Genomic DNA, 20,418 nt, shown 5'->3' on the forward strand with positions numbered 1-20,418 from the left:
GCGGATCGCCGCGCTGTTCCCGAGCCGGCGGTCGGGACCGGGCCTGTACGGCGAGAGCGGCCGTCACGCTGACCTGGCGCTGCTGAAGCAAGGTCACTCGCTTCGGCAGGATGGGCGTTTCAGGCTGCCGGCGGTTCGGTGGCCTTGAGCGATGGCCGCTGGCTGACTTCCGCGTACCAGGCGGCCAGGCGTGGATGGCGCTGGCGCCAGCCCAGTTCGGGCTGGCGGAAATCCAGGTAGCCGAGCGCGCAGGCGGCGCCGATGGAGGCCACGTCGAAGTGGCAGGTCAGTTCGGTCACGGCGTCCCGTTCCAGGGCGGCGAGGCCGCGCTCGATCTTCTCCTGCTGGCCGTCCAGCCACTCCGCCCACTGTTTCCCGGCCGGACGCAGGAAGGTTTCGTAGCGGATCAGCACAGCCGCGTCGAGGATCGCATCGGCCAGCGCCGCCAGGGTGAGGCGTCGCCAGCGCGCGCTGCCTTCGCGGGGGATCAGCGGTTCGCCGACGTGCTGCTGGTCGAGGTAGTCGAAGATGACCCGGCTGTCGAACAGCACCTGCCCGTCGGCCAGGCGCAGGGCGGGAATCTTGCCGGCCGGGTTGCTGGCGTTGACCGCTTCGCTGGGGCTGGTCGGCGCCAGTTGCACCGTCTCCAGGGCGACCCGGCCCAACTGGCCGGTCTCGTGCAGCAGCACCATGATCTTGCGCACGAAAGGGGAGCTGGGCGAGTGGAGCAGGGTCATGCTGGGGCTGGACATCGGCGAGTCTCCGCGGGAACGGTCGGTTTGCCGCAGTCTACCGCCTGTCGCGCGCTTTGCGTGGCAGCAACGGCCAGAAACCGAGCAGCGCTGGCAGCCCCAGGCCGATCCAGGCCAGGGCGTCCCAACCGCCATCGCCGAGCAGCGCGGCGAACAGCCCGACGGCGCTGAGCAGGGCGAGGACGGTGGGGATGGCGAAGGTCGAATCGCGCCAGCGCTTCATGCCGTCGCCTCCTGGCCGGACTTGACCGGGGCGGAGGCGCGCCGGCGCACCCACCAGAGGTACAGGCCGCTGCCCAGGACGATGATGGTCAGCACGTCGAGCAGCGCCCAGAGGATCTGCATCGGCCGGCCGCCGTAGTCGCCGAAGTGCAGCGGCTGCGACATGGCCAGGGCGTCCATGTACCAGGGGCGCTCGCCGACGGCGGTGACTTCGAGGCTCTTCGCGTCGATCAACACCGGCGTCCACAGATGCGAGGTGAGGTGCGTGCCGCCCTTCATGAACACCGTGTAGTGGTGCTCGCTGGAGAAGCGGGTGCCGGGGAAGGCGATGAAGTCCGGCTTCATCCCCGGTGCGGCGGCGCCGGCGATGCGCAGCACGTCGCTGGCCGGTGCGCGCTCGGTGAGCGGCGGGGCGTCGCGGTACGGCTCGACCAGCGCGGCGAGCGTGTCGTTGCGCCAGGCGGCGATCAGCAGGTCGGCGCAGGCGCTGATCACCCCGGTGACGCCGACCACCAGCGCCCAGGTCAGGGTGACGATGCCGATCAGGTTGTGCAGGTCCAGCCAGCGCGTGCGGGTCGACTTGTGCTGGCGCACCTCGGCGAATTTCAACCGGCGCATGAAGGGCGAGTAGAGCACCACGCCGGAAACGATGGCCACCACGAACAGCAGGCCCATGAAGGCCAGCAGCAGCTTGCCCGGCAGGCCGGCGAACATGTCCACGTGCAGGCGCAGCATGAGCATCATGAAGCCGCCGTTGGCCGCCGGCATCGCCACCGCCTCGCCGCTGCGCGCGTCGAGCATGAAGGTGTGCGACGAGTTGGGCTCGGTGCCGGCCGTGGCGGCGGTGATGGCGACCACCCCGTTGGGCTCGTCCTCGTCGTAGCCGATGTACTGCACCACTTCGCCGGGGCGATGGCGCTCGGCGGCCTCGACCAGGCGCTGCAGGTCGAGGTGCGGAGTGCCGGCCGACAGTTCGCGCAACTCGGGCGCCTCGCCCAGCAGGTGCTCTATCTCGTGGTGGAAGATCAGCGGCAACCCGGTCAGCGCCAGGAGCAGCAGGAAGGCGGTGCAGATCAGGCTGGTCCAGGTGTGGACGACGGACCAGCGGCGGATGGTGGCGGATTTCATGAGTACCTCGTAAAAGCAGAGGACCGCCCGGGGGCGGTCCTCTCAGGCGTCAACGATTCACCACTTGTAGGTGACGCTGGCGACCACGTTGCGCTGGTCGCCGTAGTAGCACCAGTAGCCGTCGCAGGTGGACAGGTATTCCTTGTCGAACAGGTTCTTCGCGTCCACCGCCAGCGAGGCGCCTCTCAGCGCGCTGCTCAGGCGGCCGAGGTCGTAGTGCATCGAGGCGTCGTAGACGGTGTAGGAACCGGTGTGGCCGAGCCAGGTGTTGGCGGTGTTGCCGTAGCTGTCGCCGACGTAGCGCGCGCCGAAGCCGACGCCGAAACCGTCGAGCAGGCCAGCGCGCCAGGTGTAGTCGGCCCACAGGGTGGCCTGGTTGCGCGGCATCTGCTGCATGCGGTTGCCCTTGTCCTGACCTTTCCTGATTTCCGAGTCGTTGTAAGCGTAGGAGGCGACCAGCTTGAGGTTTTCGTTGACGTCGGCGCTGGCTTCCAGCTCCAGGCCGCGTACCTTCAGCTCGCCGATCTGGCGGGTGATGCTGCCTTCGGTGACGCTGACGTTCTGCTGGGTCAGGTCGAACACCGCGGCGCTCAGCAGCGCATCGGTGCCCGGCGGCTGGTACTTGACGCCGATCTCGTACTGCTTGCCTTCGGTCGGCTCGAACGAGGTGGTGCTGCTGACGTTGGCGCCGATCGCCGGCTGGAACGATTCGGCGTAGGACACGTAGGGCGTCACGCCGTTGTCGAACAGGTAGCTGAGGCCGACGTTGCCGCTGAAGGCCACGTCGCGCTGGGTGTTGGTGACGTCGCCCTGGTTGTGGAAGGTGGTGCCGGTGTGCACCCAGTCCTCGCGGCCGCCGAGGGTCAGGCGCCAGTTGTCGAGGGCGATCTGATCCTGGATGTAGAGGCCGGTCTGGTGGGTCTTCTGCTGGTAGTCCTGCATCGCGAAGTAGGTGACGCCGGAGAGATCGGCGCCGTACACCGGGCGGACGACGCTGATCGGCGGAACGCCCATGCCGTACAGCCACTGGTAGTTGGTGTTGGCGCGCTGGTGGTCGAGGCCGATCAGCAGGGTGTGGCGCAGCGCGCCGGTCTGGAAGTCGGCCTGGAAGTTGTTGTCGACGGCGAACTGGCTGATGTCTTCGTTGACGATGCCCGATTCGCGGCTGACGTTGCCGCCCGCGTCGATGCTGTTGAAGGTGCTGACCTGGACCGCCTGGAATTCCAGGTCGCTCTTGGTGTAGCGCAGGTTCTGGCGGAACTGCCAGACGTCGTTGAAGCGGTGGTCGAAGGCGTAGCCGAGCGCGTAGTAGGTACGGTCGTAGAAGTCCCAGTCCGGTTCGCCGAGGTTCTTGTGGTGCGAGATCTTGCCCACCGGCGAGGGCAGCTTGGTGCCTTGCAGCGGCAGGAACTGGCCGGTGATGCCGGTATCGTCGCGGGTGTATTGCGACAGGAAGGTCAGGTGGGTGTCGTCGCCGATATTCCAGGTCAGGCTCGGGGCGATGTTGTAGCGCTTGTCCTGGATGTGGTCGATCGGTGTATCGCTGTCGCGCACGGTGCCGCTGACGCGATAGAGGACGCGGGCGTCATCGTCGATGGCGCCGGTGCTGTCGAAATTGATCTGCCGATGGTTGTTGCTGCCGGCCTGGACCTGGACGGCCTGGCTGCTCTCGGCTTGCGGACGGCGGCTGACCATGTCCAGCAGGCCGCCGGGCGGGGTCTGGCCATAGACCGACGACGCCGGGCCGCGCAGGACGGCGATGCGTTCCAGGTTCCAGGGCTCGATCTTCGGGTTGGCGAAGGAGCCGACCGGCAGCGGCAGGCCGTCGAGGAACTGGGTCGGGACGAAGCCGCGCACCTTCAGCCAGTCGGCACGCGAGTCCGAGCCATAGCCGCTGCTCATCACGCCCGCGGTGTAGCGCAGGGCGTCGTTGAGATTGAGGGTCTGGCGGTCGTCGAGCTGGTCGCGGGTGATCACCGAGATCGAGCGCGGGATCTCGGCGATCGAGGTATCGGTCTTGGTGCCGGCGGCGCTGCGCGTGGCGACGTAGCCTTCGACCGGTCCCCAGGCGCTTTCGTAGCTGCGGTTGGCGTCGATGTTGGTGGTCGGCAGGGTCAGCGCGTCCTGGGGCAGCGGCTCCAGGCTGTAGGTGCCGGCGTCGCTGCGCACCAGTTGCAGGCCGCTGCCGCGCAGCGCGGCGTTCAGCGCGCCAAGGGCATCGTAGTCGCCCTGTACCGGCTGGGCGGTCTTGCCGGTGGTCAGCGCCGGGTCGATGCTCAGCACGATGCCGGCCTCGCTGGCGATGCGGTTGAGGGTGCTGGCCAGCGGCCCGGCGGGCAACTGGTATTGCTCGGCGCTGGCTGCCAGCGGCAGGCCGGCGATGGCGATGGCGGCCACCAGCAGGCGGGGGCGGAACAGGGGCGTGGTGCGAGGCATTGCAAACGTCTCCTAAGCGAGAATCTGTCTCAATGCCCTATTGCCGAACCAGAATCGAAAAGTGACAGGGGCGGGAGAAAATTTTTTCGCACCGCTGTCCGCGCAGGGCGATTGCCTTGTTTCCTGGTTCCCCGCGTTCGCGGGGATGACGTTCGAGACCACGAGGAACCCAAACCCGCAGGGTGGGCTTCAGCCCGCCAGCCAATGCCGCGCGGTGGGCCGAAGCGAGTCGCCGCCCGGCCCACCCTGCAAACTGCGACCTACGGCGCGTCGTTCGGCACCACGCGCACCCACCAGTCGGTGTAGCGCTCGATGCGCACCGGCAGGCTGGGGGGCAGGGCGGCCAGGGCCAGGTCGCTGTCGTTCAGCGGGAAGCTGCCGCTGATGCGCAGGTCGGCGATGCGCGGGTCGGTGCCCAGGTAGCCACGGCGGTATTCGCCGAGGGTTTCCAGCAGATCGCCCAGGCGCTGGTTCTCGACCACCAGCATGCCGCGGGCCCAGGCGTCGGCGGCGACCGGCGCGGCGGCCTCGTCATCGAGCCGGCCGGCATGCATGAGGACTTGCTGGCCGGCGGGGATCACCTGCTCGGCGGCGCTGGCCAGCGGATTGGCGGCGACCGCCGACTGCAGGACGATCAGCCGCGTGGCGTCGCCTTCGCGGCGCACCAGGAAGCGCGTGCCGAGGGCGCGCAGGCGGCCCTGCTCGGTATCCACCACGAAGGGGCGCGGATCGCCGTGGGCGGTCTGCACGAGGATTTCGCCGCTGCGCAGGTACAGGCGCCGCTCGTCGGCGGTGAAGTCGATGTCCAGGGCGCTGCGGCTGTTCAGGCGCACCAGGCTGCGATCCTCCAGGCGCAGTTCGCGCTGCTCGCCGCTGGCGGTCCTCTGGTCGGCCAGGTAGTCGCCGAGTGGGCGCTGCTGGGCGATCAGGCCGAGCGCCAGGCCGACGCCGAGCAACAGGCCGAGCGCCGTACCGCCCAGGCGGCCGCGCCGGCGCCGGCTCTCGGCACTCTGCAGCAGGGCGCGGCGGGCCGGGGCGCTGGAAACGGCGGCGAGCTGCTGGTCGAGGCCACCCAGTTGCTGCCAGACCCGCGCATGGTCGGGGTGCGCGGCCAGCCAGCCGGCGAAGGCCTGGCGGTCCCGCGCGCTGGCTTCGCCGGAGCCGAGGCACAGTTGCCAGGCGATGGCCTCGTCGAGGACCCGCGCGGGAACGGCGCTCACAGGGGATCACCGTAGACGGCGATGTAGCACTGGCGCAGGCCCTGGGAGAGGTACTGGCGCACCCGCGAGACCGAGACGCCAAGGCGCTCGGCGATCTCCGCGTGGCCCATGCCGTCCAGGCGGCTGTACAGGAAGGCGGCGCGTGCCTTGGCCGACAACTGGCCGAGCAGGTGGTCGACCTGGCGCAGGGCTTCGAGGGCCTGGGCCTGGTCTTCCGGGCTGGGGTGCAGGTCTTCCGGCAGGCGCGCCAGTTCTTCCAGGTAGGTGCGTTCCAGGGCGCTGCGGCGGAAGTGGTCGATCAACAGGCCACGGGCGATGGTGGCCAGCAGAGCGCGCGGTTCACGCGGAGCGTGCAGGTCGGGACGGCCGAGCAGGCGGACGAAGGTGTCCTGGCTGAGGTCTTCGGCGCGCTGCGGACAATGCAGGCTCTTGCGCAGCCAGGCGAGCAGCCAGGCGCGATGATCGCGATAGAGCAGACCGACCAGCTCGTGGTTCGTGGAGTCCCCAACCGACACAATGACCTCCACCCATGTTTCTACGGGTGAGATAGAAATCGAGAATTATTCGCATATGTTCGCAAATACCGGCTACTGGCCGCAATCCTGTCGGCATGAGCGCTGACGAGAGGTCGATGGGACGGTTCGTGGGGGGGAAGCGTCTGGAGCCCACTCCGTACAGCCCCCTCCCCTTGGGGGAGGGCTGGGGTGAGGGGCGGAGTTTGGCGCGGGCACGAACCTCGGGGAATTTCCGGGCTTTTGCCTGGTGGGCTGAAGCCCACCCTACAGGGCGAGGCTCAGAGCGACGGCGCGTGCTGGCGGTGGCGCCAGGTGTTCAGGCGGCGATCGAGGGCGGCGAGGCTGTCGAGGCCCTGGCGGCGGGCGCGGCTGAACAGGATCAGGGCGATCTCGGCGGTGGCCAGGGCGTCGGCGCTGGCGTGATGGCGCTGTTCGACCTGCAGGCCGAAGTAGTGCGTCCAGTTGTCCAGCCCGGCATGCGGCAGGTGCGCCTGCGGGCAGAGCAGCGGGGCCAGTTCGGCGACGTCGAGGAACACGTGCTGTAGCCGGTAGCCAAGGTGCTGGCGCAGCGCGCGGGCGAGCATGGCGCGGTCGAAGCCGGCGTGGAAGGCCAGCAGCGGGCTGTCGCCGAGGAATTCCATGAAGTCGAGCAGCGCTTCGGCCGGCTCTTCGCCGGCGGCGATGGCGCTTGGCGACAGGCCATGGATCAGGGTGCTGGCGCCGGGCTGGTGCTCCGCGCAGCGCAGGGTGCATTCGAACTGCTGGGTGAGGTCGATGGAGTTGCCTTCGATCACCACCGCGCCGATCGACAGCACTTGGTCGCGGCGCAGGTCGAAGCCGCTGGTCTCCAGGTCGATCACCACCAGCCGCTCGCCGACCAGCGGCCCTTCGCTGAGCGGCGAGGCGTCCGGCAGGCGGCCGAGGCGCTCCAATTGTCGTTCGTCGAGTTGCGGGCCGCGGCGTTGCAGCCAGTTCGTGAATGCGTTCATAGCTGGTACCTCAGCGCCAGGCTGCTTTGCAGCCGCTGCGCCTGGCGGAAGGATTCACGCAGGATGCGTCGGTCGAGATGATTGAGGTCATCCGGATCGAGGCGGTTGGAGTACGGTTGCTGGCGACGCGCCTGCAACTGGTGCTGCTGCATGCGGGTCTGCTGGATGAAGTGGTAGGCCTCCTCGTAGGCGGCGCCGTCCTGTTCGTCGATCACCTGGAGGCGGACCAGTTCGGCCAGCCGTTCGAGGGTCGCTGTGGCGCCTACCCCGTGGGCCAGGGCGAGCAGCCGGGCGCCGTCGACGAAGGGCGTCAGGCCCTGCACCTTGAGGTCGAGGGTGGCGGTCGATTCGCCGTTCTGGCGGGTCACCACGAAATCGCGGAAGCGCCCGACCGGCGGCCGCTGGCGCAGCGCGTTGGCGGCCATCTGGCGCTGGAAGATCTGGTTGCCGGCGACCTCGTCGAGCAGGCGCTCGCGCAGTCGCTCACAGGCTTCCTCCGGCCCCCACACCGCGCGCAGGTCGAAGTAGATGGTCGAGCCGAGCAGGTTTTCCGGGGTCGCCTCGCGGACGAAGCCGGAAAAGCGCCGCGCCCATTCATCCGCGGACAGGCACATCTCGGGGTTGCCGGCCATGATCCCACCCGGACACAGGCTGAAGCCGCATTGCGCCAGGGCCTGGTTGATCCGTTCGGCGAGCGGCAGCAGGCGCCCGCGCAGCAACGCCGCTTCGGCCGGGCTGGCGGCGCCGAAGAGGATGCCGTTGTCCTGGTCGGTGTGCAGGGTCTGTTCGCGGCGCCCCTCGCTGCCGAAGCACAGCCAGGTGAAGGGCACGCCGGGGTCGCCCAGTTCCTCGATGCACAGCTCGATCACCCGGCACACGGTGTGGTCGTTGAGCTGGGTGATCAGCCGGGTGATCTGCGTCGAGCTGGCGCCGTGGGCGAGCATGCTGTCGACCAGGCGGAAGATGTCGCTGCGCAGCGCGGCGAGGGTCTCGACCCGCCCCGCGTGGCGGATGGTGCGGGCCAGGTGGACCAGGTCGACGCGCTGCAGGGAGAACAGGTCGCGCTCGGAAACCACGCCGGTCAGCCGGCCGTGCTCGACCAGGCAGACGTGGGCGATGTGCCGCTCGGTCATCGCCATCGCCGCGTCGAAGGCGCTGGCTTGCGGCGCCAGGTAGAAGGGGCGCTGGGTCATCACCTCGGCGATCGGCTGTTCCAGCCCGACGCTGGCCTCGCCGATCACCCGGCGCAGGTCGCGCAGGGTGAAGATGCCCAGAGGCTGCTGGTGCGCGTCGACGATGACGATGCTGCCGACGTGCGCCTCGTGCATGCGCTTGACCGCCGCGCGCAGCGGGGTGTCCGGCGGACAGGTGACCGGCTGCTGCATGGCGATCTCGCGCAGCGGGGTGTCCAGCGAATACTGCGCGCCGAGGTCGGCCACCGCGTTGAGCTGCACCTGCTGGTTGACCTGGTCGAGCAGGCTGCTCACCCCGCGCAGGGCGAAGTCGCGGAACGGGGTGGACTGGGCGAACAGGCGGACGAAGGCGTCCTTGCCGAGCAGCAGGCAGAAGGTGTCTTCGCCGGCCCGGTGCTCGGTGCGGGTGGCGCGCTCGCCGAGCAGGGCGGCCAGCGGGAAGCATTCGCCGGTGGTGATCTCGAAGGTGGTCTCGGTGCCGCGCCGGGCCGTGTGCGGCCGCTCGCCGACCACCCGGCCCTGCTTGACGATGTAGAAGTGCTGCACCGGGCCGTCGGCCGGCTTGATGATGCTTTCGCCCTCGGAATAGAAGCGTAGTTGGCAGTGCTCCACCAGGAAGGCCAGGTGGGCGTTCTCCATCTGGTTGAACGGCGGGAACTTGCGCAGGAACTCCATCAGGCCGTGGATGTTCTGCAGTACCGCCGTCTTGCCCGCTTCGGCGAGGGCGTCGCGCTTGCTCATGCTTCGGTGCCGTGGAATGACCGGATACTGGCATGGTCCGCCCGGTGGTGGGGTTTGCCCATTGGACGTAAGTAGGGGGCGTAAGACCTGTAGGAGCCAGCTTGCTGGCGATGCTTGGAGGGTGCCGATGCCCGGATCGCCAGCAAGCTGGCTCCTACAAGGGCGGGGCCGCCGGCTGCGCGGGGCAGGCGGCGGCTCGTTCCGATCGGCTGGCGATCAGGTGGTGCGGATCAGGTGGTCGAAGGCGCTCAGCGAGGCCTTGGCGCCTTCACCGACGGCGATGACGATCTGCTTGTACGGCACGGTGGTCACGTCGCCGGCGGCGAACACGCCAGGCACCGAGGTTTCGCCACGGGCGTCGGCGATGATCTCGCCACGCGGGCTCAGCTCGATGGTGCCCTTCAGCCATTCGCTGTTGGGCAGCAGTCCGATCTGCACGAAGATGCCTTCCAGTTCGACGGTCTTCAGCTCATCGGTGACGCGGTCCTTGTAGGACAGGCCAGTGACCTTCTGGCCGTCGCCCAGCACCTCGGTGGTCAGCGCGCTCTTGATCACGGTGACGTTCGGCAGGCTGTTGAGCTTCTTCTGCAGCACCGCATCGGCACGCAACTTGTCGTCGAACTCCAGCAGGGTGACGTGGGCGACGATGCCGGCCAGGTCGATGGCCGCCTCGACGCCGGAGTTGCCGCCGCCGATCACCGCCACGCGCTTGCCCTTGAACAGCGGGCCGTCGCAGTGCGGGCAGAAGCACACGCCCTTGGCCTTGTACTCCTTCTCGCCGGGCACGTTCATTTCGCGCCAGCGGGCGCCGGTGGCGAGGATCACGGTCTTGGCCTTGAGGCTCGCGCCGCTTTCGAAGCGCACCTCGTGCAGGCCGCCTTCGCCTTCGGCGGGAATCAGCGCGCTGGCGCGCTGCAGGTTCATGATGTCGACCTCGTACTGGCGGACGTGCTCTTCGAGGGCGCGGGCCAGTTTCGGGCCTTCGGTCTCCGGCACGGAGATGAAGTTCTCGATCGCCATGGTGTCCAGCACCTGGCCGCCGAAGCGCTCGGCGGCGACGCCGGTGCGGATGCCCTTGCGCGCGGCGTAGATGGCGGCTGCGGCGCCGGCCGGGCCACCGCCGACCACCAGCACGTCGAAGGCTTCCTTGGCGTTGAGCTTCTCGGCGTCGCGGGCGGCGGCGCCGGTGTCGATCTTGGCGAGGAACTCTTCCACGCCCATGCGGCCCTGGCCGAAGTGTTCGCCGTTCAGGTAGATGCTCGGCACGGCCATGATCTGGCGGCGCTCGACTTCTTCCTGGAACAGCGCGCCGTCGATGGCCACGTGGCGGATGTTGGGGTTGAGCACCGCCATCAGGTTCAGCGCCTGGACCACGTCCGGGCAGTTCTGGCAGGACAGCGAGAAGTAGGTTTCGAACTCGAACTTGCCCTCGATGCCACGGATGCGCTCGATGGTCTCGGCGTCCAGCTTGGAGGGGTGTCCGCCGACCTGCAGCAGGGCCAGCACCAGCGAGGTGAATTCGTGGCCCATGGGGATGCCGGCGAAACGCAGGCCGATATCCGCGCCCGGGCGGTTGAGCGAGAACGACGGACGACGGGCGTCGTTGCCATCGGTCTTCAGGGTGATCTTGTCGGTCAGGCCGACGATGTCGTTCAGCAGGGCCAGCAGTTCCTGGGACTTCGCGCCGTCATCGAGGGACGCGACGATCTCGAACGGCTGGGTGACCTTTTCGAGGTAGGCCTTCAACTGGGTTTTCAGATTGGCATCCAACATGGCGGAAATCCTTTAGCGAATTGCGGACGAACGAACGCCCGGACGGATCGCGCCCGGGCGTTCGGGCACCTTGGGAAATCCTGTGGGACTTCTTGAGGCGAAAAATGGGATGGAGAGCGTCGCGAGCGACGGCAGTGCAAGGCGAAATCAGGCGAGGGCGCGGAGTTTACGAGCTGTAAATGAGCAGCCCGAGCCTGATTTCAACGCAGCAATGCCTGGCGCAGCAGCTCTACGCCCATTTTTAGATCTTGCCGACCAGGTCCAGGGACGGAGCCAGGGTCGCTTCGCCTTCTTTCCACTTGGCCGGGCAGACTTCACCCGGGTGAGCGGCGGTGTACTGGGCAGCTTTCAGCTTGCGCAGGGTTTCCGACACGTCACGGGCGATCTCGTTGGAGTGGATTTCGACGGTCTTGATCACGCCTTCCGGGTTGATCACGAAGGTGCCACGCAGAGCCAGGCCTTCTTCCTCGATGTGCACGCCGAAAGCGCGGGTCAGTTGGTGAGTCGGGTCACCGATCAGCGGGAACTGGGCCTTGCCGACGGCCGGGGAGGTTTCGTGCCAGACCTTGTGCGAGAAGTGGGTGTCGGTGGTGACGATGTACACCTCGGCACCGGCCTTCTGGAACGCTTCGTAGTTGTTGGCGGCGTCTTCGATCTCGGTCGGGCAGTTGAAGGTGAAGGCGGCCGGCATGAAGATCAGCACGGACCACTTGCCCTTCAGGCTCTCGTCGGTGACTTCGACGAACTCGCCAGCGTGGAAAGCGTTGGCCTTGAACGGTTGAACCGGGGTATTGATCAGAGACATCTCAGAACTCCTTCTGGGGGTTTGGAAATTTGACGAGGCCATACTAGTCCATCTGGGTCTAAAGGATAAATTGATTGAAGGCATCAGATGGATTACCTCTCTCTATGCAAGAGAGGTGAGGCAGTCGCCTAGGTGGGGACGACCCCCGACCAAATCAACCGGCCTGTCAGGTAATCCCACCATACGCCCGCTTGTATGACGGTTCGTTGAGATAGGTCATGACGGGGCGGGGCGTTGATTGGTTCCCCGCGTTCGCGGGGACGACGGCCCATCCTACGGAGAGCGTTCTGCAGAGCCGCAAACGAAAAAGCCGCCCTCCGGGGCGGCTTTTTCAGTCCAGCGCGCGGCTTACAGACCGTTCCTGGCCTTGAACTCGCGACGGCGGCGGTGCAGCACCGGCTCGGTGTAGCCGTTGGGCTGCTTGGTACCCTCGACCACCAGCTCCAGCGCGGCCTGGAACGCCACGTTGTCGGCGAAGTTCGGTGCCATCGGACGGTAGGCCGGATCGTTGGCGTTCTGGCGGTCCACCACCAGGGCCATGCGCTCCAGGCTCTCGACGATCTGCTCCTTGGTGACGATGCCGTGGCGCAGCCAGTTGGCCAGCAACTGGCTGGAGATGCGCAGGGTGGCGCGGTCTTCCATCAGGCCGACGTCGTTGATGTCCGGCACCTTGGAGCAGCCGACGCCCTGGTCGATCCAGCGGACCACGTAGCCGAGGATGCCCTGGGCGTTGTTGTCCAGCTCGTTGCGGATCTCTTCGGCCGACCAGTTGGTGTCCTGGGCCAGCGGGATGGTCAGGATGTCGTCCACCGAGGCCGGGGTGCGCTTGGCCAGTTCGGCCTGACGGGCGAACACGTCGACCTTGTGGTAGTGCAGCGCGTGCAGGGTAGCGGCGGTCGGCGACGGCACCCAGGCGGTGTTGGCGCCGGCCAGCGGGTGGCCGATCTTCTGCTCGACCATCGCCGCCATCAGGTCCGGCATCGCCCACATGCCCTTGCCGATCTGCGCCTTGCCTTGCAGGCCGGTGGCCAGGCCGACGTCGACGTTGTTGTTCTCGTAGGCGCCGATCCACTTCTCGGTCTTCATGGCGCCCTTGCGCACCATGGCGCCGGCTTCCATGGAGGTGTGGATCTCGTCACCGGTGCGGTCGAGGAAGCCGGTGTTGATGAACACCACGCGCTCGCGGGCTTCCTTGATGCAGGCCTTGAGGTTGACGGTGGTGCGCCGCTCCTCGTCCATGATGCCGACCTTCAGGGTATTGCGCGGCAGGCCGAGGACGTCTTCGACGCGGCCGAAGATCTCCACGGCGAAGGCGACTTCCTCCGGGCCGTGCATCTTCGGCTTGACGATGTAGACCGAGCCGGTGCGGCTGTTCTTGCGGCTGGTGTTGCCACTCAGGTTGTGGATGGCGATCAGGCCGGTGAACAGTGCGTCCTGGATGCCTTCCGGAATCTCGTTGCCCTGGGCGTCGAGGATCGCCGGGTTGGTCATCAGGTGGCCGACGTTGCGCACGAACAGCAGGCTGCGGCCGTGCAGGGTCAGGTCGCTGCCGTCGGGCCTGGTGTACACGCGGTCCGGGTTCATGGTGCGGGTGAAGGTGCTGCCGCCCTTGACCACTTCCTCGGCGAGGTCGCCTTTCATCAGGCCCAGCCAGTTCTTGTAGACGACGACCTTGTCGTCGGCGTCGACGGCGGCCACGGAGTCTTCGCAGTCCATGATGGTGGTCAGCGCGGCTTCCATCAGCACGTCCTTCACGCCGGCGGCATCGGTCTGGCCGATCGGGCTGGACGGATCGATCTGGATTTCGAAGTGCAGGCCGTTGTTCTTCAGCAACACGGCTTGCGGGGCGTGCGCGTCGCCCTGGAAGGCGATGAACTGGTCGGCGTTCTTCAGGCCGACGATGCTGCCGTTCCTGAGGGTCACGGCCAGCGCGCCGTTGTCGATCGCGTAGGCGGTGGCGTCGACGTGGGAGGCGCCTTCCAGCGGCGCGGCCTCGTCGAGGAAGGCGCGGGCGTAGGCGATCACCTTGTCGCCGCGTACCTTGTTGTAGCCCTTGCCCTTCTCGGCGCCGTTCTCTTCGCTGATCACGTCGGTGCCGTACAGGGCGTCGTACAGCGAGCCCCAGCGGGCGTTGGCGGCGTTCAGGGCGAAGCGCGCGTTCATCACCGGCACGACCAACTGCGGGCCGGCCATGCGGGCGATCTCGTCGTCGACGTTGGTGGTGGCGGCCTGGAAGTCCTCGACCTCCGGCAGCAGGTAGCCGATCTCCTGCAGGAACGCCTTGTAGGCCGCGGCGTCATGGGCCTGGCCGGCGCGCGCCTGGTGCCAGGCGTCGATCTTGGCTTGCAGCTCGTCGCGCTTGGCAAGCAGCGCCTTGTTCTTCGGCGCGAGGTCGTTGATGACCGCCTCGGCACCGCTCCAGAACTGCTCGGCGGTCACGCCGGTACCGGGGATTGCTTCGTTGTTCACGAAGTCGAACAGCACTTTGGCGACCTGAAGGCCACCGACTTGAACGCGCTCAGTCATTGCTTGCCTCACTCTGCTCTAGATCCGCGCGGACACGGGGTTTTCCGTTTTGTAGTCCGAGGCGCGGCATACTACATGAAGCCGCCGTAAAGATCAGCAGGCAGGCGTCGCGATGCGACCGGGATGTGCCTGGCAGTCACGGCGGAAGCAGAATGTTCTCAAGAAATCACAATATTGTTCCAGAAAAATCTTTAAAACGTACACGATTCATTTTTCAGAGACGCTGCGACCGGCCGTCGCAGGCCCTTTCGCCGATGGCGCCGCCAGGCTTTCCTATACTGCCTGCATGACCCCAGGGGAACCCTTCATGCCTGTCCATGCCGCCACGGCCGGGGATCTCGACGACCTGGTCGAGCTGTTCGCCGGCTACCTGTCCTTCTACCAGGTGTCGAAGCCGGATGACGCCATCCGCGAATTCCTCGCCGCCCGCCTGGACCGTGGCGACTCGGCGCTGTTCGTGGCCCGCGACGAAGCGGGCAGGGCGCAGGGCTTCGTCCAGCTCTACCCGCTGTTCGCCTCGCTGGAGTTGCGTCCGTCCTGGCTGGTCAGCGACCTGTACGTGAGTCCGCCGGCGCGCCGCCGTGGCGTCGGCGAGACGCTGATGAACGCCGCCCGCGCCCATGCCGGGGCCAGTGGAGCCTGCGGCCTGCAACTGGAAACGGCGAAGACCAACGAGGCCGGGCAGGCGCTGTACGAGCGGCTAGGCTATGTACGGGACGAGGTCTTCCTTACTTACTGGCTTAGCCTGGCGATACAGTGACGCCGGCGCAGCAGGAGTCGCGCATGAATCATCTCGTAATCACGGTCATCGCCCAGGACCAACCCGGCCTGGTGGAGCGCATCGCCCGTTGCATCGCCGAACACGGCGGCAACTGGCTGGAAAGCCGCATGTCGCGCATGGCCGGGCAGTTCGCCGGGATTCTCAAGATCAGCGTGCCGGCCGAGTCCTACGACGAACTGGTCGATGGTCTGCAGGCGCTGAACGAACAGGGCATCCGCGTGCTGCTGGCGGAGAGCGGCATCGAGCCGTCCTGCACCTGGAAGCCGATCCACCTCGACCTGGTGGGCAACGACCGGCCGGGCATCGTCCGTGACATCACCCGCCTGCTCAGCGAGCACGGCATCAACCTGGAAAGCCTGACCACCGAAGTGGTGCCGGCGCCGATGAGCAGCGAGCCGCTGTTCCATGCCGAAGCGCTGCTGGCGGTGCCGCTGACGCTGTCCCTCGACCTGCTGCAAGGCCGCCTGGAAGCCCTGGCCGACGACCTGATGGTGGAGCTGAACCTGCGCACCGAGCCGTAGCAGGCGTAGCCCGGATGCTCCGCTATTACCGGTTGCTCTTTTCTGGATTCCCGCGTTCGCGGGAATGACGTCGGTCGTCATCCCCGCGAAGGTGAACCCCGTAGGAGCGGTCCATGGCCGCGATCAGGGAGAGTTTCGCGGAGCTCCTGCGGTTACCCCCGAAAACCGTGGACATTCCTGTGGATAAACTGGGGAACCCCGTCGCGCGGCCCGGCATGGCGAGGCTTTGCGCGGGTTGGTGGAAAAACCGCCAGCGCTCCCGGCGTTGTGCACAAAGTCCGGGGATGACTGTGTGGATAAGCTTGGGAGCGCTGGCTGGAGGCCGCGTGCCGCCTGTCCTGTAGCGGACTGGTGGATTTTTGCCCGGCTCGCCGCGCGGTCGCTGGGGATGACCGGCCGGTGCTGATCGGTTTGGCGTCACCTCGCGGGAATGCCCCGCGAACTGTCCACGAAAACCGTGGACAGAATTGTGGATAAGCTCTGGAGTCCCGGCTGCGGACAAGCCGCAGCGCGGGCTGGCGGCGATCGCTCGAAAAGTGTCCGGGGCGGGTGCGCTTGTTCACAAATCGCGGGGACAGTGCTGTGGACAAGCTTGGGATGGTTGCCGCCAGCGCACGCTGGGTGTGGTCTGGCGACGGGCGGTGGTTTTTCGTTCAGTTGCGGCGCAGGGTCAGCCAGGCGTCGACGCTGTAGATGGCCAGGCCTATCCAGATGAACACGAACGCCAGCAGCGTGCTGCTCTGCAGCGGTTCGCCGAACAGCAGGGTCGCCTGCAACAGCACTAGGGTCGGCGCCAGGTACTGCAGGAAGCCCAGTGTGGTGTAGGGCAGGTGTCGCGCGGCCGCGTTGAAGCACACCAGCGGCACCAGGGTGATCGGCCCGGCGGCGATCAGCCACCAGGCTTCGGAAGTGGTCCAGAAGCTCGGCTGGCTGCTCATTGCCGCCGGATGCAGGAGCAACCAGCCGAGTGCCAGCGGCAGCAGCAGCCAGGTCTCCACCACCAGCCCGGGCAACGCGGCGACCGGCGCCTGTTTGCGGATCAGCCCGTAGAAGCCGAAGGTCAGCGCCAGGGTCAGCGATACCCAGGGCAGGCTGCCGACCAGCCAGACCTGCTGCGCCACGCCGAGCGCGGCACAGCCGACCGCCAGCCATTGCAGGCGGCGCAGGCGTTCGCCGAGCAACAGCATGCCGAGCAGCACGTTGACCAGCGGGTTGATGTAGTAGCCGAGGCTGGCTTCGAGCATGCGCCCGTTGTTCACCGCCCAGACGTAGACCAGCCAGTTGCTGGCGATCAGCGCGCCGCTGGCGCCGAGGATCAGGAAGCGCCGTGGGTTGTCGCGCAGTTCGCGCCACCAGCCGGGGTGTTTCCAGACGAGCAGCAGCAGGGCGCCGAACAACGCTGACCAGAGCGCGCGGTGGACGATGATCTCCAGCGCGGGGACTTCCTGGATGGCTTTGAAATAGAGGGGGAACAGACCCCAGATGGTGTAGGCGGCGAGGCCCAGCAGATACCCGCGGCGCAGGTTGGCGGTGGCCATGAGCAATCCTTGGCACGAACGATGGATGGGGCGCGTCAGTGTAGCCGCGCCGCCAAGGAGTTGTCCGTCCGCTCAGGTTCTTCGCGGGCGGTTACCGGCAATTTCCCGTAAAGGCTGCGTTACAGCGTGTCTAGTAACCGCCTTCGCGAACGGGATGGAGCCGCTGGTAGTCGGCCCGCTCGAAGGCTTCACAGTTGATGAAGCCCCTGGCGGCGACCCGGCCGTCGGCATCGAATGCGACGTGGTAGGGCTGCACGCCGGACAGGCGGTAATCGTCGCAACTACCCGGCGACACGTTGCGCGGGCTGGTGCGCAGCGGCTCCCCGCCGATCTGCCGGACCTGTTCGATGCTCATGCCCTTGTGGACCTGGGCCACCAGAGGTTCGTCACGGTAGGTGCTGGAGAGGTTGGTACAGGCGGCGACGCAACCCAGTACGCCGGCGCCGAGGAAGGACAGCCTGGACATGACCGTCACCTCGTTGGAACGGGGGGACTTACAAGTCTAGCCGGGGCCGTTTCGGAACGATCGCAGTAGGCGATGTCGATGATGGTGGGCTGAAGCCCACCCTACTGCGAGAGTCAGCCGAACACCTTCAGCGGTTCTTCGTCCAGCGCCGCCAGTTGCTCGCGCAGGGCCAGCACCTGGTCGCCCCAGTAGCGTTCGCCGGCGAACCAGGGGAAGGCCCGGGGAAAGGCCGGGTCGTCCCAGCGGCGCGCCAGCCAGGCGCTGTGATGGAGCAGGCGCAAGGCGCGCAGGCCTTCGATCAGCGCCAGCTCGCGTGGCGCGAAGTCATGGAATTCCTGATAGCCGTCGAGCAGCTCGGCCAGTTGCGATTGCCGCTCGTGGCGCTCGCCGGCGAGCATCATCCACAGGTCCTGCACCGCCGGGCCCATGCGGCAGTCGTCGAGGTCGACGATATGGAACAGTTCGTCGCGGTACATCAGGTTGCCGGGATGGCAGTCGCCGTGCAGGCGGATCGAGTCGTAGGCAGTGTCGGCGAACAGCGCGTCGACCCGGCCGAGCAGGTCGCGCGCCACCGACTGGTAGGCCGGCAGCAGGCTCGGCGGGACGAAGCCGCCCTCCAGCAGGGTGGCCAGCGAGGCGTGGCCGAAGCTCTGCACGTCCAGCGTCTCGCGATGGACGAACGGCCGGGTGGCGCCGATCGCGTGCAGGCGTCCGAGCAATTGGCCGAAGCGGTAGAGCTGGTCGAGGTTGCCGGGCTCCGGCGCGCGGCCGCCACGGCGGGGAAACAGGGCGAAGCGGAAGCCGGCGTGTTCGAACAGGGTTTCGCCGTCCCGCACCAGCGGTGCCACCACCGGCACCTCGTGTTCGGCCAGTTCCAGGCTGAAGGCGTGCTCCTCGCGGATCGCCTCATCGCTCCAGCGCCCCGGCCGGTAGAACTTGGCGATCAGCGGCTCGCTCTCGTCGATGCCGACCTGGTAGACGCGGTTCTCGTAGCTGTTCAGCGCCAGCACGCGGGCGTCGCTGATGAAGCCGAGGCTTTCCACGGCATCGAGAACCAGGTCGGGGGAGAGGGCGGCGTAGGGATGGGTCATGGTGCGGTCCGGGCGGCAGGGAGCACCAGTGTACGCGTCATTGGGTCCCCGCGAACGCGGGGACCCAGCAAACCGCCTATAGCTGGGTGCCGAGCAACACCTGCTGCGGCGAAAACACCGCGCACACCGGGTCGCCGACGCGCAGGGTGCGATCCGCCAGTTGGGTCGGGTCGACCAGCGCGCAGAGGGTCTGGCCGCCGGGCAGGCTGATGCGCACCTCGCTGGGGCCGTCGGCCTCGTCGAGTATCTCCTCGATCCAGCCCTGCAACTGGTTGAGCTCCGGGGCGGAAGCCTCGGTCGGCGCCTGCAGTTCGACCCATCCGGCCTTGATCAGCGCCACCGCCGGGCTGCCGACCTGCAGCTCCAGCTTTTCGGTGCTGGGACGGGTGATCTGCGCGCGCAGCCTGGCTCCGCCGGCCAGTTCCAGGTCGACCAGGTCGTTGCGCCCCTGCGCGCGGATCGCCCGCACCGTACCGCTGAGCTGGTTGCGAGCGCTGGTCTTGAGCATCAGGCGGCCGAGCAGGAGCAGGTCGGCATCGTCCTCGGCGGCCTGCAGCACTTGGGCCTGCAGGGCTTCCAGGCGCTTGTACAGGGCGACCAGGCGCAGGCCCTCGTCGGACAGTTGCGCACCGCCGCCGCCGCGTCCGCCGACGGTGCGCACCACCAGCGGTTTTCCGGCCAGGTTGTTGAGCTCGTCGATGGCATCCCAGGCCGCCTTGTAGCTCAGCCCGGCAGCCTTGGCGGCACGGGTGATCGAGCCTTGCTCGGCGATCTGCGCGAGCAGGGCGATGCGTTGCGGGCGGCGGGTGACGTGTTGGGCGAGAGCGGTCAGGGCGGACATGGGAAAGCGCCATGGTGTTGGCTATATAGCGCTAGGGTTGCCGGAAACACCGATTGCGTCAATCACCGGGTTTAGGTGTGCGTGCCAGGCAGTAGACGTCGACCCGTGCGGCGCCGGCCCGGAGCAGCAGGCGAGCGAGGGCTTCGGCGGTGGCGCCGGTGGTCAGCACGTCGTCGAGCAATGCCAGGTGGCGTCCGCGCACCTCGGCGGATGGCGCCAGGACGAAGGCATGGCGCAGGTTGCGCCGGCGTGCGGCGGCGTCCAGCCCTTGCTGGGCCGGGGTGTCCTGGGTGCGCAGCAGCGTGCGTTCGTCGACCGGCAGGCGCAGTTCCTTGCCCACCCAGCGGGCCAGCAGCGCCGCCTGGTTGAAGCCGCGCTGGCGCAGGCGGACGTTGGCCAGCGGTACCGGCAGCAGGGCGTGCGGGCGTGGCAGCCCGTGGGCGAAGGCCTGGCGCAGGTGCTCGGCCAGGCGCTCGGCGAGCAGGCGTCCCAGCGGCCATTTGCCCTGGTGCTTGAAGCGCGTGACCAGGCTGTCCAGCGGGAAGTCATAACGCCAGGGTGCGATCACCCGTGCGTAGGTGGGCGGTCGTTTCAGGCAGGCGCCGCAGACCTGTCCGGCCACCGGCAGCGGCAGGGCGCAGACCCGGCACTGCGCGTCGAGCCAGGGCAGCTCCAGCTCGCAGGGATGGCACAGCGGCTGCGCGCCATCGGCCGGCTCATCGCATAACAGGCAGAATTGGTTGTTTTTTGTCCAGATGTAAACCTGGTTGTCGCCATCCGGTTGACAGCGCATGGGCCTTCCCTAAATATGCCGAACATCCGTGTCGTGCCGGTCGACTCTAGCAGCCGGACGCGAGCCATCAATAAGGAAAATCCGACT

The 20,418-nt window shown here is 67.4% G+C and carries 18 protein-coding genes; 2 read left to right on the plus strand and 16 right to left on the minus strand.

The genetic code is table 11. The features are described from left to right. Positions 1-119: 119 nt before the first annotated feature. The 11 genes from PSEWESI4_RS04265 to PSEWESI4_RS04315 all read right to left on the minus strand — a co-directional run bounded on the left by PSEWESI4_RS04265 (position 120) and on the right by PSEWESI4_RS04315 (position 14,300). Positions 120-752 carry a glutathione S-transferase gene (locus tag PSEWESI4_RS04265; protein ID WP_187669937.1) on the minus strand — a complete coding sequence of 211 codons (633 nt, stop codon included), beginning with the start codon at positions 750-752 and terminating at the stop codon, positions 120-122. A 37-nt stretch (positions 753-789) separates the two neighbouring features. Continuing rightward, on the minus strand, positions 790-975 hold the full coding sequence (locus PSEWESI4_RS04270) for a hypothetical protein (RefSeq protein ID WP_187669938.1): 186 nt from the start codon (positions 973-975) through the stop codon (positions 790-792). Then, positions 972-2,102 carry a PepSY-associated TM helix domain-containing protein gene (locus tag PSEWESI4_RS04275; protein ID WP_187669939.1) on the minus strand — a complete coding sequence of 377 codons (1,131 nt, stop codon included), beginning with the start codon at positions 2,100-2,102 and terminating at the stop codon, positions 972-974. Before PSEWESI4_RS04275 ends, PSEWESI4_RS04270 begins: the two co-directional genes overlap by 4 nt. 57 nt (positions 2,103-2,159) lie before the next feature. Further along, positions 2,160-4,538: a TonB-dependent siderophore receptor gene (locus PSEWESI4_RS04280; RefSeq protein WP_187669940.1), complete on the minus strand. Its 2,379-nt coding sequence runs from the start codon at positions 4,536-4,538 to the stop codon at positions 2,160-2,162. Between the two features lie 260 nt (positions 4,539-4,798). Further along, positions 4,799-5,758 (minus strand): FecR domain-containing protein, encoded by a 960-nt coding sequence (locus tag PSEWESI4_RS04285; protein WP_187669941.1) that lies wholly within the window; start codon positions 5,756-5,758, stop codon positions 4,799-4,801. Then, the gene (locus PSEWESI4_RS04290) at positions 5,755-6,273 is read right to left on the minus strand and encodes an RNA polymerase sigma factor (protein ID WP_187669942.1); all 519 of its coding nucleotides are present in this window, start codon (positions 6,271-6,273) and stop codon (positions 5,755-5,757) included. The genes PSEWESI4_RS04285 and PSEWESI4_RS04290 overlap by 4 nt, the downstream gene beginning before the upstream one ends. 278 nt (positions 6,274-6,551) lie before the next feature. Continuing rightward, entirely contained in the window at positions 6,552-7,262 is a 711-nt protein-coding gene (locus PSEWESI4_RS04295; protein WP_187669943.1) for a 3'-5' exonuclease, read from the minus strand. Then, on the minus strand, positions 7,259-9,196 hold the full coding sequence (locus PSEWESI4_RS04300) for a DUF294 nucleotidyltransferase-like domain-containing protein (RefSeq protein ID WP_187669944.1): 1,938 nt from the start codon (positions 9,194-9,196) through the stop codon (positions 7,259-7,261). Before PSEWESI4_RS04300 ends, PSEWESI4_RS04295 begins: the two co-directional genes overlap by 4 nt. A gap of 216 nt (positions 9,197-9,412) precedes the next feature. Next, a complete protein-coding gene (ahpF, locus tag PSEWESI4_RS04305; protein ID WP_187669945.1) occupies positions 9,413-10,969 on the minus strand; it encodes an alkyl hydroperoxide reductase subunit F in 1,557 nt (518 codons plus the stop codon). 241 nt (positions 10,970-11,210) lie between these two features. Continuing rightward, positions 11,211-11,774, minus strand: coding sequence for an alkyl hydroperoxide reductase subunit C (gene ahpC / locus PSEWESI4_RS04310; protein ID WP_187669946.1), 564 nt, complete (start codon positions 11,772-11,774; stop codon positions 11,211-11,213). A 348-nt stretch (positions 11,775-12,122) separates the two neighbouring features. Beyond that, positions 12,123-14,300: a malate synthase G gene (locus tag PSEWESI4_RS04315; protein WP_187669947.1), complete on the minus strand. Its 2,178-nt coding sequence runs from the start codon at positions 14,298-14,300 to the stop codon at positions 12,123-12,125. 307 nt (positions 14,301-14,607) lie between these two features. Between PSEWESI4_RS04315 and PSEWESI4_RS04320 the strand changes: the two genes are divergently transcribed. Together PSEWESI4_RS04320 and PSEWESI4_RS04325 are read left to right on the plus strand one after the other, a co-directional pair. After that, positions 14,608-15,060: a GNAT family N-acetyltransferase gene (locus PSEWESI4_RS04320; protein ID WP_187669948.1), complete on the plus strand. Its 453-nt coding sequence runs from the start codon at positions 14,608-14,610 to the stop codon at positions 15,058-15,060. Positions 15,061-15,083: 23 nt separating this feature from the next. After that, positions 15,084-15,602, plus strand: coding sequence for a glycine cleavage system protein R (locus PSEWESI4_RS04325; protein ID WP_187669949.1), 519 nt, complete (start codon positions 15,084-15,086; stop codon positions 15,600-15,602). 653 nt (positions 15,603-16,255) lie between these two features. Here the strand turns inward: PSEWESI4_RS04325 and rarD are convergent. The 5 genes from rarD to PSEWESI4_RS04350 all read right to left on the minus strand — a co-directional run bounded on the left by rarD (position 16,256) and on the right by PSEWESI4_RS04350 (position 20,331). After that, positions 16,256-17,140 carry an EamA family transporter RarD gene (gene rarD / locus PSEWESI4_RS04330; RefSeq protein WP_187669950.1) on the minus strand — a complete coding sequence of 295 codons (885 nt, stop codon included), beginning with the start codon at positions 17,138-17,140 and terminating at the stop codon, positions 16,256-16,258. Positions 17,141-17,270: 130 nt separating this feature from the next. After that, positions 17,271-17,606 carry an osmotically-inducible lipoprotein OsmE gene (gene osmE, locus PSEWESI4_RS04335; protein WP_187669951.1) on the minus strand — a complete coding sequence of 112 codons (336 nt, stop codon included), beginning with the start codon at positions 17,604-17,606 and terminating at the stop codon, positions 17,271-17,273. A 113-nt stretch (positions 17,607-17,719) separates the two neighbouring features. Beyond that, the gene (locus PSEWESI4_RS04340) at positions 17,720-18,697 is read right to left on the minus strand and encodes a serine/threonine protein kinase (protein WP_187669952.1); all 978 of its coding nucleotides are present in this window, start codon (positions 18,695-18,697) and stop codon (positions 17,720-17,722) included. A gap of 76 nt (positions 18,698-18,773) precedes the next feature. After that, on the minus strand, positions 18,774-19,538 hold the full coding sequence (locus tag PSEWESI4_RS04345) for a TOBE domain-containing protein (protein ID WP_187669953.1): 765 nt from the start codon (positions 19,536-19,538) through the stop codon (positions 18,774-18,776). Between the two features lie 58 nt (positions 19,539-19,596). Next, complete coding sequence (locus PSEWESI4_RS04350; protein WP_187669954.1) at positions 19,597-20,331, minus strand: ComF family protein; 735 nt, start codon at positions 20,329-20,331, stop codon at positions 19,597-19,599. Positions 20,332-20,418: the final 87 nt, after the last annotated feature.

Origin of the sequence: Zestomonas carbonaria (genome assembly GCF_904061905.1) — a bacterium.
Classification (GTDB): Bacteria; Pseudomonadota; Gammaproteobacteria; order Pseudomonadales; family Pseudomonadaceae; genus Aquipseudomonas; species Aquipseudomonas carbonaria.